Annotated in this window: 14 protein-coding genes; 6 read left to right on the top strand and 8 right to left on the bottom strand. The window is 45.9% G+C overall.

The genetic code is table 11. The features are described 5' to 3' along the window. Window positions 1–19 precede the first annotated feature (19 nt). From aroE to EXM22_RS02650, 5 genes are all read right to left on the bottom strand, one after another. Window positions 20–1,480: a shikimate dehydrogenase gene (aroE, locus tag EXM22_RS02670; protein WP_149485029.1), complete on the bottom strand. Its 1,461-nt coding sequence runs from the start codon at window positions 1,478–1,480 to the stop codon at window positions 20–22. After that, window positions 1,480–1,989, bottom strand: a complete 510-nt coding sequence (locus EXM22_RS02665; protein ID WP_149485028.1) for a hypothetical protein — start codon at window positions 1,987–1,989, stop codon at window positions 1,480–1,482. Before EXM22_RS02665 ends, aroE begins: the two co-directional genes overlap by 1 nt. A 62-nt stretch (window positions 1,990–2,051) precedes the next feature. Continuing rightward, window positions 2,052–3,419, bottom strand: coding sequence for an MATE family efflux transporter (locus tag EXM22_RS02660; RefSeq protein ID WP_149485027.1), 1,368 nt, complete (start codon window positions 3,417–3,419; stop codon window positions 2,052–2,054). Then, a complete protein-coding gene (locus EXM22_RS02655) occupies window positions 3,409–3,852 on the bottom strand; it encodes a MarR family winged helix-turn-helix transcriptional regulator (protein WP_149485026.1) in 444 nt (147 codons plus the stop codon). Before EXM22_RS02655 ends, EXM22_RS02660 begins: the two co-directional genes overlap by 11 nt. Before the next feature lie 63 nt (window positions 3,853–3,915). After that, entirely contained in the window at window positions 3,916–4,398 is a 483-nt protein-coding gene (locus EXM22_RS02650) for a hypothetical protein (RefSeq protein ID WP_149485025.1), read from the bottom strand. Window positions 4,399–4,490: 92 nt separating this feature from the next. Between EXM22_RS02650 and EXM22_RS02645 the strand changes: the two genes are divergently transcribed. Beyond that, a complete protein-coding gene (locus EXM22_RS02645) occupies window positions 4,491–4,766 on the top strand; it encodes a hypothetical protein (protein WP_149485024.1) in 276 nt (91 codons plus the stop codon). Here the strand turns inward: EXM22_RS02645 and EXM22_RS02640 are convergent. After that, window positions 4,741–5,574, bottom strand: a complete 834-nt coding sequence (locus EXM22_RS02640) for a Cof-type HAD-IIB family hydrolase (RefSeq protein WP_149485023.1) — start codon at window positions 5,572–5,574, stop codon at window positions 4,741–4,743. The two genes, EXM22_RS02645 and EXM22_RS02640, sit on opposite strands and share 26 nt — an antisense overlap. A 164-nt stretch (window positions 5,575–5,738) precedes the next feature. Between EXM22_RS02640 and EXM22_RS02635 the strand changes: the two genes are divergently transcribed. Continuing rightward, window positions 5,739–6,929, top strand: coding sequence for an alanyl-tRNA editing protein (locus EXM22_RS02635; RefSeq protein ID WP_149485022.1), 1,191 nt, complete (start codon window positions 5,739–5,741; stop codon window positions 6,927–6,929). Between the two features lie 23 nt (window positions 6,930–6,952). Here EXM22_RS02635 and EXM22_RS02630 read toward each other — a convergent pair whose 3' ends face one another. Further along, a complete protein-coding gene (locus EXM22_RS02630) occupies window positions 6,953–8,224 on the bottom strand; it encodes an ABC transporter substrate-binding protein (RefSeq protein WP_149485021.1) in 1,272 nt (423 codons plus the stop codon). 28 nt (window positions 8,225–8,252) lie between these two features. Between EXM22_RS02630 and EXM22_RS02625 the strand changes: the two genes are divergently transcribed. Genes EXM22_RS02625 through EXM22_RS02610 form a run of 4 tightly spaced genes read left to right on the top strand, consistent with a single transcriptional unit; the run spans window position 8,253 to window position 12,322 of the window. After that, window positions 8,253–9,383 carry a tetratricopeptide repeat protein gene (locus EXM22_RS02625; protein ID WP_168203311.1) on the top strand — a complete coding sequence of 377 codons (1,131 nt, stop codon included), beginning with the start codon at window positions 8,253–8,255 and terminating at the stop codon, window positions 9,381–9,383. Next, complete coding sequence (locus EXM22_RS02620; RefSeq protein WP_168203310.1) at window positions 9,350–10,669, top strand: LysM peptidoglycan-binding domain-containing protein; 1,320 nt, start codon at window positions 9,350–9,352, stop codon at window positions 10,667–10,669. Before EXM22_RS02625 ends, EXM22_RS02620 begins: the two co-directional genes overlap by 34 nt. 10 nt (window positions 10,670–10,679) lie before the next feature. Continuing rightward, window positions 10,680–11,519, top strand: a complete 840-nt coding sequence (locus EXM22_RS02615) for a hypothetical protein (RefSeq protein WP_149485018.1) — start codon at window positions 10,680–10,682, stop codon at window positions 11,517–11,519. 23 nt (window positions 11,520–11,542) lie between these two features. Beyond that, window positions 11,543–12,322: a sulfite exporter TauE/SafE family protein gene (locus EXM22_RS02610; protein ID WP_210411539.1), complete on the top strand. Its 780-nt coding sequence runs from the start codon at window positions 11,543–11,545 to the stop codon at window positions 12,320–12,322. On the opposite strand, the gene EXM22_RS02605 is transcribed toward EXM22_RS02610, so the two are convergent. Further along, window positions 12,319–12,651 carry a thioredoxin family protein gene (locus EXM22_RS02605; protein WP_149485016.1) on the bottom strand — a complete coding sequence of 111 codons (333 nt, stop codon included), beginning with the start codon at window positions 12,649–12,651 and terminating at the stop codon, window positions 12,319–12,321. The genes EXM22_RS02610 and EXM22_RS02605 overlap by 4 nt on opposite strands. Between the last annotated feature and the right edge of the window lie 41 nt (window positions 12,652–12,692).

Here is a 12,692-nt window from a genome sequence, read left to right as displayed (position 1 = left end):
GAATGAGGGGCTTTGCTTCTTAGAGATCACAACCCGTGAATAATCGGAATTGGGCCCGACCCTGTTCTTGTAGCATGGGCAAACCGCCTAAAACACGGCAGCCTGCGGCAGCAGCGCATCTCATCGCTGGTGTTTCCGGCGGAGTATAGATAATATCATAGAAAAGTTCATCTCCGGTAAAGGGAAAGAAGGGAATGGGATTCACATCTTCCAGAGATCCGTGCATTCCGGCAGAACTTGTCTGGATGACGAGGTCATAGCGTTCTCCCGCGGCCGTTTTTTCTTCCAGAAATCCAAGAGACCCTCCCAGGCATGAAAAATCCCGGGCCAGACTCAGCGCTCGATCTTTGTTTCTGTTGAAAATACTGACTTCACAGCCCTCTTTAAGAAGAGCATAGGCTGCAGACCGGGCAGCGCCTCCAGCACCGATGAGGGCGGCTTTTTTACCCTTCAATGACCCGGCTATTCCTTTTAGCGGCTCAATAAAACCGATGACATCCGTATTAAATCCTTCCCAGCCTTCTTGGCCCCCTCCCATTCTGACAACCGTATTGCAGGCTCCAACAGCCTTCACGGCCTCATCCTCTTTCTTCAAAAAGGCTCTGACACCCTCCTTATGGGGAACCGTGACAGAGAAGCCGCGAATATTCAGAAAATCCGCAAGATCAAAAAAGGCCTTTAGGTCATCCACGGTGAAGGGAATATAGACACCGTCAATTCCTGCCGAATGATAACCGGGGTTGTGAATCTGAGGGGATTGAGAGTGGAGTACAGGATTTCCTATGATGCCGAAGAGAGAGCTTAAGGGAGTCAGGTCCTGAACACGATACAGATCATGAAGAACCTCCCAGCTCATATGACCCGGTGCCGCTTCTGCTCCCCCGGGGGAACAAAAGGTCAAAAAGCTACCCAGAAAAGGAGCCAGGATTCTGGTCGGAACACCAAAATCACCCATACCGAGGAGGATCAGATTATCTTCTTTAGGATGGTTCTTTTTCCAGGAGCGGCCAACTTGAAACAGCCTCAGCAGGTCGTTCACACCCTGGGGCATGACAGCCGCCTTGACCAGAGAGCCGCGATGACTCATGGATTCGAGGCGGTCTTCCAGGTTTTCTGGAACACCTTGAAAGTCATGAAAAGAACGGATCAGCTGGGTTCCCCATTCAGCGGCCCTTTGAGACAGTGCCGCTGAAGATTCATCCTCTTCCAGATCAATATAGGAGTAACGCCCCTTCAGCAGTTCTAGAAGGAGGGTCTCTCTCTCCTGGTCTGTTCCGCTCCACGCCCCTCCGTCTATGGTCTTCCGGCAGGTCAGGATGAGAGGAATCTGCGCCTTCTCTGGAAAGGCAAGAAGTTCTTCTATATCCAGAGAGTCCAGCAGGTCAATTCTGAGCTCGCCCATCTCGGGTGAATTGTCTTTAAGATCCTGCAGATTTTCTGCCAGCGTAGACCGGCAGAGGGTCAGACACAAACGGGACATTAGAAATCACTCCTGTAAATATAGAGGTCTGCCAAACCTTCATCAAAATAAAGGGCACAGGCCACCGGGTAACCTCTCTGGGGGAGTTTATAAATGGAGAAATCCTCTTTTTCAAGGTCTGGAGGTCCTAGAAGACGAACCGATTCCTCACGGGACATACCAAAAAACAAAGGCATATCCGTACTGAAGAACTCCTTATCGACCCTCAGTTGCCACACATGCCTGTCTGCCCAATACAGGGAAAGGCTTTTTTCGTAGAGGAATACGACAGAATCCTGACCTTCCGAAGGTCCCCGGACGGAGAACAGAGAATCAGGCATACCCATCTTTTCAACGGCCTCTTCCAAAGACATCCCCAGATAATCTGTCAGTAAGATAAGATTCTCCCTGGCAGTCAGTTCACGGGCATCTGGTACTTCAGTTAAAGCCGCTCCCTCTGTTTGGGCAAAAAGGGATAAACTGCTGAAAAAAAGACACAGCAGGCTTGAAATCAGGATCATTTTTTTCATGATCCCATCATAAACTATAGGTATGAAAAGCGAAAGACCGGCTTACAGAACCTTTATTAAAATCAAACGACGGCAGCTTCCAGAGTCAGCCTTTTTTTCGTGATAGCCCAGCTCAGGGAAAACCATATCATGGTCACAAATACGGAGAGGAGGTCTGCAATGGGCAGGGCAATCCAAACACCCCGAAGACCCAGAAAACGGGGCAATATAAGAACCAGGGGAATCAAGAACACAAACTGCCGGGACAGACTCAAAAAGAAAGCCGGAAAGGCCTGACCAACACTCATAAAATAGGTAGAGCCTATGACTTGCAATCCCAAAAGAGCCATCCCCAAAGAGGAGAACCGAAGGGCAGGAACGGCCATTCGTACCAGTTCCTCGTCACTTGTAAACATGCGAATCAGGAATTCTGCCAGCAGCTCCAGGACAAGAAAACTCATGAAAGACATGGTGCTGGTGGTCTGGAAGGCCTTGATATTCACCTCTCTTAAACGGTCGACCAGCTTAGCCCCGTAACTGTAGCCTGCAATGGGCTGATAACCTTGAACAATTCCAAAGATAGGCATCAGGGTGAACATAAAGAGACGATTGATCATACCGTAAGTGGCAATGCCAAGATCGCCCCCATATTGTTTGAGCATATTGTTCATCACCAGGGCAAGGAGGCTCATCCCTCCCTGACGGGCCAGAGTCGGCATGCCGAGGGTCGTAATTTCCTTCATAATGACCAGGTCCGGTTTTATGTATTTCACCTTAAGGGGAAGATGACTCTTGCCGGCGATCATAAAGCACATGATAAAGGAAAAGGAGAAAAACTGACTGATCACTGTGGCAATGGCCGCTCCCTGTATCCCCATCTTGAAAACAAAGATAAAAATGGGATCAAGAAGTATATTCATCCCCGCGCCAATGATCATGGTCAGCATGGCAATTTTAGGCTGTCCTTCAGCTCTTGAAATATTATTTCCAACCATGGAAAAAGATAGAAAAAAGGAGCCCAAGAGGATGACCCTCATATACTCCCTGGCATAGGGGAGGATTGTCAGACTCGAACCGAAGAGGAACAACAGGGGATCAATGAAGAGTTCTCCCCCAACCATGATCACCAGGCTGAAAAAAAAGGCAAGAGAAAAGGCATTCACTGCCGTTTTTGCGGCATCATCAGGTCTTTTTTCTCCCAAACGTCGAGAGACAACCGAAGCAGCCCCCGTTCCAAAGGTCATCCCCAGGGCTCCAATCAACGCCTGTACCGGCAGGGCAATGGTCAGCCCCGCGATGCCCATGGAACCAACGCCCTGTCCGACAAAAATGGTGTCTACTAAATTATATAGGGCGTTAACCACCATCCCGATGGTGGCGGGTATGGCCATTTTCAATAGGAGTTTACCTATTGATTCCGATTCAAAGGTCTTTTTATGGTCATGATTCACTATGTGTCTCCCAAATATCGATGCTTTCCCGTAGGATAGTCAAAAAGTCGTTTACAGATTCTTTTCTTTCCTCTCCCAGCTGATCCAGCTTTTTGAGAATATGATTGTTTTTTTCATTCACCAGAGCCTCGGCAAGCGCTCTCCCGGAGGCTGTCAGATCGATGATGACCCGCCGTCTATCCTTTTGATCCCGCTTCCGAAGGGCCAGTTTTCTGCTGATCAGATGATCCACCACTGTGGTCATAGATCCTTTTTCAATATTCAAATCACAAACCAGTTCGGACATGGTCCGACTGCCCTTGCAGCGAAGAACCATCAGGGTCTTTCCCTGAGTTCTATTCAACTTGTATTCCTCGGCGCATGCAGGCTTAAAATCTCTCATTAAGAGATAATGAAACCTGTAAAAATAGTGAGGGATGAGATAATGCTGCATAGAAACCTCAGCTCCTAAAATGTACGATATCTAATTGTTTGATTTCAAACTATATGGAATATATCAGTCCATACCGGAGTTGTCAAGATAAACCAGAATCTCCTCTTGTACCAGACGGCCATATTCCAGAACCTTCTCACTGTAGCGGCAGCACTCTTTCAGCCTTGCCAAATATACAGGGTATTCTTCAGCAGTGATGCGACCCTTTAAAAGAAGATAGTTGATCATCATCAGGGTATTATAGTAATCGATCCCTTCATCACGGGCGGATGTGAGGATTTCACGATCTTCGGATAGTAAAGCGACCCCTTCCCGCCTGGCCAAAATCAACAGAGACTCATCGTTGGTCACGTTGTTATCCTTCAGGGCAAGCGGCTTTACAGGAAGATGGGGCCATCGGACTTCATCAATGACCTGAGGCGTAGAAATGAGAGAGACCTCGGCGGCCAAAGACCCCAATAGGCCAACCTTTAGGTGGTATATCATGCTGGAAGCATCAATGCAGAGACAATCTATACCGCTTAAAAAATTTTGTGGAATCATCATAGCTGAAATTATACATTGAAACGGCCGGACTGTCCGGCAGAATAACCCCTCCCGGCTTTACAAGCTCGGAATGTCTTTTGTATAGTACGAGCATGACGGTACAGCAGTGGATCACCCAACAGCCCCAAAGTCTGCAGATGGAGATTTGGAAAAGAATTTCCCATTTTCTTAACAACCGAGAGCTTATGTACATCATGCAGGAGGTTGCTCAGGGAAGAGACCTGATGACTCTTCACAATGAACTAAGTCTGTTTGAGAAATATCAAATTGATATGCTCCGCATGATGGAAATCATCCGTCACCGGTACCCCGATGAAGTGGTTATGGATACAAGCCAATGGCTTAGCGAAGAAAATACTTTTCAATAAAATCGGCCACCCCATCCTCATCGTTACTGAGTTCTGTTTCATGGGTACAGCGCTCTTTGACTCCCTGAGGAGCATTGCTCATTGCCACCGACATCCCCGCATATTCCAGCATTTCCAGATCATTAAAACCATCACCAAAGGCGGCGATTCTATCCTGGGAGACCTGCATATCCGTTCCCACCTGATGCAGGGCATTCCCCTTTGAACCCTTACCGTTGATAAATTCCAGATAAAATGGCTTTGAAAGGGCGCAATAGAGTCTCTCAGCAAATTGTTCTTTGAAATAAGACCGGGCTTCATGCAGTTCGGGAAAATCCCCGGAAGACCTCGACGGCGAGATAATCATCAGAGCCTTTGTGACTTCCAGATTTTCCCAATGATCAAATGAAGTCAAATGACCTTGTAAAGCTGTGGAGGCCTCATAATACTCGGATTCCTCTGTCTTTTTTTCAAAATAGAGTTCACCATCCTGAAAGGCCTGAAAATGGATTCCCCTTTCACGGGCATATTCATAAGCGGCCCGGGTGATATCTGAGGGAAGCAGCCATTGATGGAGGATTTTGTCGGTTCTCCCATCGGCAATCATGGCTCCGTTGTAGCATATGACAGGATTTTCCAATCCTATCTGGTCTTTAAAATGCTTCATGCCCTCATAACTCCGCCCTGTGCTGATCACAACTCTGCATTGTTTTTCAAGGACTCTGAGAGTCTCAATTGTTCTCTGAGAGAGAGTATGATCCGACTTGAGGAGTGTTCCATCCAGATCTAGGGCGACAATTCCGGGGTTTTTCAGTGTGATTTTATTCATATTGAGGGTATTTTAGCAGTTCCCACCAGGACTGAGAAGATTCTATCATCCCTTTTCACACAGGGATGACCGAGAATCGCCATGGAGGGTGAGTCCTCCCCCTCAAACTGGAAATAATCAGATTGTTCTTTCTTTGTTCCTTCTGATCTGGTAAAATTCAGAATATGAAAAATGCCGGCTATTACGAAAATCCACTCATGGATTCAATGACAACTCGATTGATCTCTGCCGAACAGGAAGACTCTCTCTGGCTCCTGGAATTTGAAGACACCCTATTTTATCCCGAAGGTGGAGGACAACCCGCCGACAAGGGAAGCATCAATGGTGAACCCGTTTTGGATGTTCAGAAACGAGGAGACAGGATTCTTCACTCCATGAAATTCAAACCGTCAACACCTGAGGTCAAGATGATCCTTGACCGTGCCTACAGAAACCATTTTGCCCTACAGCATACCGGCCAGCATCTCCTTTCCGCACTTCTCCTGAAATTCTACTCTGCACCGACGGTTTCTGTGCATCTGGGAGCGGAGGAATCCACCATAGAAGTAGAATCATCCGGACTGAGTGCAGATCAATTACGCACCGTAGAAGAAGAAGCCAATGCCGAAATCCGCAGATCACGCCCGGTTCAATCCATGCTTTTTAACACAAAGGAGGAGTTAACAGGGATAAAACTGCGCCGGGAGACAAAGAAGACAGAGAATATTCGGGTCGTTACCATTGAGGGCATAGACCAAACGCCCTGCGGTGGCCTCCACATCCAAAACACATCCAGTTTGGGACTGATCAAATACACGGGTCAGGAAAAAATAAGATCCCGCCTGCGCTTAAAGTGGAAAATGGGAGCCCCCGCTTACAAAGATTATAATACAAGATTTGACCAGCTAGAAAAAATCAGCACCCTCCTCTCAGCCAGGCCGGAGGAAGCCGCTGAGCGTCTAGAAGTTTTGATTCAAGAAAAACAAAAGGAGAACAGAATGCTGAAAAGTCTGATAGAAAAGGAAGCCGAGAGAATCAGCCATGACCTGAGTGGTTCTGTATTCTATTACCCGCCTCTCATTACCAGGGAGATCAAGGATTGCTCTCCCGAATTGTTCAAAGGCATTGTGAAGAATCTGAGTTCCACCAGAGAGCTCTCCTTCCTGATCTGTACTAAAAATGACGGACGCCTCAACTGGGCTCTACACCTCCCTCAGCACAAAACTTTCACATTTGAAAATTTCCAGAAGGAGTGTCTGACAATCATAGACGGCAAAGGTGGCGGAAAAGGCCCCCTGTGGCAGGGCTCTGGACAGAATCCGGGCAACGCGGACCGTTTCTTAAAGACTTTTAGAGAGATCTGCCATACAGAGTGACCGCCCCTTACGGGCATAAGGACTCAGTGAATGAGATCGGAGGACTGTCTCATCTTCTCAAGGGAGGAGCAGATCCTGTTGATATCGGATTCGCTGTGGTGCTCCCAGATCTCCTGAAAGGCTTCCATTCCCCACTGGGCCATCTCGGCAGACGTTTCATATTCATAGGATTGGAAGATGAAATCACTGCTGTTCACCATTTGGATGCCCTTTTGCTCCTGGAGCTTGTAAAGAGATGAATCCACCAGACGGTTAGCACTGAGCCTCCCCGTTTTTCCGGCGATATAGTCCTGAATATCCGTTGATCCAAAATGAGCGATGAGGTCGCTGGCCCCATCCTTATGCTTGGATTCAGCGGGTATCAAAAAGACTTCTGAAGGAACAACCTCCCCGATGGCCTTTTCCGTGTTATACAGAGGAAAGCGAAAAAAATCCACATCCTCCCGGTTTTCCGCCGGGATCGCATCCAAAATGAAATTGCCCATGAGACACATGGCCGTTTTTTCTTCCAGCAGTGACGGGATGACCTCAAACCAGGAATATGAAGCAGAATGGTCGATAAAATATCCTTTATCGATCATGGAACCCCACTCCTGAAAGACTTTCTTGACTCGGGGATCATCGTATGCAGCATTTCCCCTCATCAGATCTCTGTGGAATTCCGGTCCATTGATCCTCATATTGAAATAATCGAACCAGGCGGCTCCGGTCCAGGGATATTTTGTACCAATGGCAAAGGGAGTAATTCCCTGATCTACCAGAGTCTCGCAAAGGGATAAGAAATCTTCCCAGAGAACAGGAACCTCCAGACTGAACCGCTCAAAGACTGATGGTTTATAATAAAGAGCCCACCAATACCAGGAACCGGGAATCAGGTATTGTTTCCCCTCCAGAGAACTCATATCCTGCCAGGACGGGGCGTAAGAATCATACCAAACTTGATGTTCCCAGATTTCACTGATATCCATGACCTTCCCGGCTTCTACTAAAGAATAAACGCGGTGCCCACCAGGCAGATGAACAAGGTCTGATGGGAAGGACTTAAAAGCTGCATCACTCTTGCCCGCTTCTGTGAGTGTATTGGATGAATAAAGGACCTCTATTCCCGGATGATTCTGTGAAAATCTTTTGATGATTTCTTCATCCGCCTCTCTGGAGAGAGAATCAGTCATCTCAGTATGATAGACAATGGTTTCCTTCAAGGTAATGGTCTCATCCTGAGATCCCCCAGGAAAGACAAAATAAGGAAGGGCTTGAAAAAGAAGGAGGAATCTCCGGGTAAGTCTATGGTTCATATTCTGTATTTTATCCTGAATCTCTTATTTGATCACCACTTTCATCGATGATAATGAATCCAGTAAGAACCGGAGAACTTGCCACAGGTCAGATGGCTGTGCTAAAATCCGTCAAAGAATGAAACAGCTTCGGATATTAATCCCTGCCCTACTTATTATGATCTTAGGTTCCTGCAGTTCCGACAAGAAAGATCTGCCCTATCAGACAGGGAACGAGGTAACCGACAGTGAAATCCGGGAACTCCTGACCCTACTGGATGAGAATCAGGATGATACCTATCGCTATGGCATAATGGAACAGATAATCTCACATTTACGGCAGGAAAATGAATCGGAGATCCTGAAGAATTTTCTAAACGATCATCTCTATCAATTTCCAGAAGATAGTTATAACGGCTATTATCTCCTCCTTCTAGGAACTATCTATGAAGAAGAAGATGCCATGGATATTGCCGTCATTTACTACAACAGATTACTCAAAAACTACGAGGATCTGATAATTAAGGGTCAATCGATCCACTATTACAGCCTGAATAAGCTGCTCAAGTATTATGCTGATAATCCACTCAAGAAGATTGCCTACTACAGTGAGTTGATCAATCGCTTCTCTGGTGAAATCGATAGGGGTCAGGTCTATTATAATCTGGCAAAATCCTATGAAGCCGAAGGTCTCTGGGATGACTCGATTGAAAATTATAAGAAGTTTCTGGAGGCTCCTCCAACAAGCATTGCCGGTATGCCCAATGTATATAATGAAGTGAATCACTATCTAAATTTCCACTATTCAGACAAGGAATGGACAAGAGAGTCTTTAGATAGTCTGGTGAATTCCATAAAATATGCTATCCGGACACGGAATGGTAGCCGATTAAACCTGTATAGAGCAGTAGATTTTTTCATGATGAGCTGGGGACAGGACCGCTATGATCCATTTACCGAAATTCCTATGGAGCTGGCGTATTTCCTTAAGTCATCAGTTTGGTATAATAGAAATCTGGAAGATGATTCCAATGACAACGAAGCGCTACTGAGAACAGGCGGATGGTCCTACAGAATCAAAATATGGTACCTCTACTTTAACCGCATCAATTATCCTATAGATCCGGAGATTAATAGAAGATGGGAATGGGCTGGTATTTATTTCGGAGACAAACTTTAGCAGCAGCTTTGCTGTGTTTCACCTCTTTTCCTTTGTTTGCCCGAGAAGGCACAGGACTGCCGACGCGATCAGACCATAGACCTCCTGTCCCTGCCTATTCAAATTTCAACCAGAATGATCAACACATCAGTAGTAAAACCTGGACGGGAAGTCTTCCAGATCATCCAAAAATCGATGAATACCTCCAGTATTTTTCTCAGGGAGATGGACTGGAATATCTGCAGCGCTGTTTAAACAGGGCCGAACCCTTTATTCCTTTCATTGCCAGCGTTTTGGAAGAAAAAAATATGCCACCCGAACTCCTGTATCTGCCCGTCATTGAATCGGCATTCCGGGTAGATGCCTTGTCCAGATCTGGGGCGGCAGGGCTCTGGCAATTCATGATGAATAGTATAGATCCCTATGATATAACCGTTGACGCCTGGCAGGATGACCGCAGAGATTTCTGGAAATCCACAGAGGCGGCACTGGACAAACTACAATACAACTACAATGTCACAGGCGACTGGAACCTCGCTTTGGCGGCCTATAATTGCGGACTGAACAAGGTAAGAAGGACCATAGCATCTTCAGGAATCAACGATTACTGGGAGCTTATTGACCGGGGACTTCTCCCCCGTGAGACATCCAATTATATTCCTAAACTGGCGGCGGTAGTTCTTCTTAGTAATAGTAAGGGAGCTCATAACCTCCCCCTCCTCTGGCAATCAAATATGAAATGGGAACGTATTGATCTCGATAAGAGCGTTGACATTCGCAGGATTGCAACAAAAGCGGGCATTGATGAATCTCTGCTCCTCCAGGCACACGGAGAACTAAACTATCTGGTAACTCCCCCGGCATCCAGCGGATATAAACTGAAAGTCCCCGTACGGTACGGAAGTAAAATACAGGCCATTTTGGAAGAAGAAAGTGACCTCCTCGAGTTTAAACGGTACAGTATACAGTCAGGGGATACCCTATCGGAACTGGCCGAGTGGTATAGAATACCAGTCAATATGATCTATGATTTCAATCCCGGAGTGAGTAGCCGGAATTTAAGGATTGGCCAAGTACTGCTCATTCCCTTGGTTCACAACGATATTCCAGATCGAGCTGGGATTGTCGATTCCTCAGTGACAGAGCAATGGAGTGGACGTTATACTGTTATTACGGGTGATTCCCTTTGGGGTATATCACGTCGATTCAATACCAGTCCAGAAGAACTGGCCTTAGGGAATAAAATGCCCTTGAATGCAGTCATTATGCCCGGTATGGTTTTGAATGTTCCGGAACTGAACGAATGAGGTATTTACAATGAAACCCTTTGCAATAACCATCTTTCTGATTTTCAATATATCCTTTTTAATGGCACAGTCAGAACTAATGATTGAAAGTCAAATGGACTGGTCATCCTCACAATTTCAACTGGATATTACAGCACCCATTGAAGAAGAACCCAATCAACCCACAGGGCGGTATAAAACCGAACAGTACATCATAAGAGAGACTCCTGTTGTAACGGGAGAGGTTCTAAAAAAAATGAGAGTGGATTCAACTCACACCATTTCAACTCTTGTTGCCCAGGACCCTGTTCTTCTTAGGCAGCTGGAGAACCTCTCTCAAAAAATGGAAAAAGTATTTACTACGGCAACTGGTGACAGAAAATATCTGACTGTACGCTACAACCTTTCCATTTTTCCACATCTTGCCGATCTGATCATCAAGCATACCGAACCATTCCCCTCACCCATAACACCCCTATATACGGCAAACGAGGACTTCTCCGGCATCATCATCTATGCCGGAGAAGAACTACCTTACCAGGGAAATGTGGAACAGCAGGTTCTATTAAATCCCTGTCTCTTTCCCAGACTGTATGATTCTTCCATGAATCTGATTCATAGTGCGGAAATGACAGACCCTTCAGCCCTGAAACAATGGGGTAATGCCGGATATAGCTATTCATACGATCTAACCAAGGTAGCCGATAGAATTGGAATGTATCCATTAAGGACAATGGCTTATAAAGTTTATGGTAAAAACAGAACCGATCTGATTCTACCTGATGATGTTGTCAAAAAACTAATTTCTTCGGAACACAACCGTGATCTGTTGAGACAGGGGCGGGTCGTAATCATCCTGCCTCAGTCATAAAAAAATATCTGGAGTTAAAAATTATGTCATTTATCTATCTCATTGTCAGTTTTGGTGCCTCCATTGTCGGTGCCATTAGCGGAATAGGCGGAGGAGTCATTATAAAACCAGTTTTGGATACAATCTCTGTTTTTTCCGTGGCGACCATCAGCTTCCTCTCCGGATGTACCGTCCTATCCATGACCACGGTGACACTGATCAAGAGTCGTCACTCCAAGGTAACACTGAATAAAAAAACAGCCACACTTCTTGCTTTAGGAGGGATTATCGGAGGACTGGCTGGCAAACAGATATTTGATATGATAAGAACTGGATTTGGAGACGATCGTATCATCGGCATAAGCCAATCGTCACTCTTATTTCTCCTGACCCTCTCTGTACTATTCTTCACCATATACAAAGAAAGGATTTCACCCAGGCATAGAGAAGATATTCCTTTCACACTTCTTGTGGGTTTCTTCCTGGGAAGTCTGGCATCGTTTCTGGGGATAGGAGGAGGACCCATCAACCTCGCTGTTCTCTACTATTTCTTTTCCATGGACAGCAAGACCGCCGCATTAAACTCTATCTATATCATATTTTTTTCACAGATTGCCAGCCTGGTCTTCACTGCCGCCAGCGGGCTCATACCCGAATTCAACACCTTGATTCTGCTGCTCATGATAACCGGAGGAATTAGCGGAGGCCTCACAGGTTCCGCACTTTCAAACAGGATGACTCATAAGGGAGTGGATAAGCTGTTTATGACTGTTATGATCCTCATCATATTCATCTGCTTATACAATATTGTGAATCGATTTTAAGAAGGATTAAAAGCCAGTTCGTAGGGTCTTCTGATCTGGTGCTCCAAATCTGTAATAGACAAATACCTTGCTTCTCTAACGTATTCACTCCCATTGACATATAAGAGTATGGCGGGAATGGTAAAAATGGAGAATTGTCCTGCTGCTTCGGGAACTAAATCCAGATTAACATAGTAGGAATCAATATGGGGAAAATCTTCGAGTAAGACTAACACTTTTTCTTTAACAGCCGTACAAACCCCACAGGCCGGACGGGATAAATAGAAAAGATGGAAACCATCGGAAGACATTAAATCTTGTATCTCTTGCATATCCTTTAAATCAGTCACTCGTTCCTCCCGCTTCATCATTGAATTCGAAAATAATCAAA

The sequence above is a fragment of the Oceanispirochaeta crateris genome, assembly GCF_008329965.1.
GTDB lineage: Bacteria > Spirochaetota > Spirochaetia > DSM-2461 > DSM-2461 > Oceanispirochaeta > Oceanispirochaeta crateris.
This window is presented reverse-complemented; position numbering and strand designations above follow the sequence as displayed.

Coding starts and splice junctions, on each gene's coding strand:
- aroE (WP_149485029.1), bottom strand. CDS start 1,480: ATGTCCCGTTTGTGTCTGACCCTCTGCCGGTCTACGCTGGCAGAAAAT.
- EXM22_RS02665 (WP_149485028.1), bottom strand. CDS start 1,989: ATGAAAAAAATGATCCTGATTTCAAGCCTGCTGTGTCTTTTTTTCAGC.
- EXM22_RS02655 (WP_149485026.1), bottom strand. CDS start 3,852: ATGCAGCATTATCTCATCCCTCACTATTTTTACAGGTTTCATTATCTC.
- EXM22_RS02650 (WP_149485025.1), bottom strand. CDS start 4,398: ATGATGATTCCACAAAATTTTTTAAGCGGTATAGATTGTCTCTGCATT.
- EXM22_RS02645 (WP_149485024.1), top strand. CDS start 4,491: ATGACGGTACAGCAGTGGATCACCCAACAGCCCCAAAGTCTGCAGATG.
- EXM22_RS02640 (WP_149485023.1), bottom strand. CDS start 5,574: ATGAATAAAATCACACTGAAAAACCCCGGAATTGTCGCCCTAGATCTG.
- EXM22_RS02635 (WP_149485022.1), top strand. CDS start 5,739: ATGAAAAATGCCGGCTATTACGAAAATCCACTCATGGATTCAATGACA.
- EXM22_RS02630 (WP_149485021.1), bottom strand. CDS start 8,224: ATGAACCATAGACTTACCCGGAGATTCCTCCTTCTTTTTCAAGCCCTT.
- EXM22_RS02620 (WP_168203310.1), top strand. CDS start 9,350: ATGGGCTGGTATTTATTTCGGAGACAAACTTTAGCAGCAGCTTTGCTG.
- EXM22_RS02615 (WP_149485018.1), top strand. CDS start 10,680: ATGAAACCCTTTGCAATAACCATCTTTCTGATTTTCAATATATCCTTT.
- EXM22_RS02610 (WP_210411539.1), top strand. CDS start 11,543: ATGTCATTTATCTATCTCATTGTCAGTTTTGGTGCCTCCATTGTCGGT.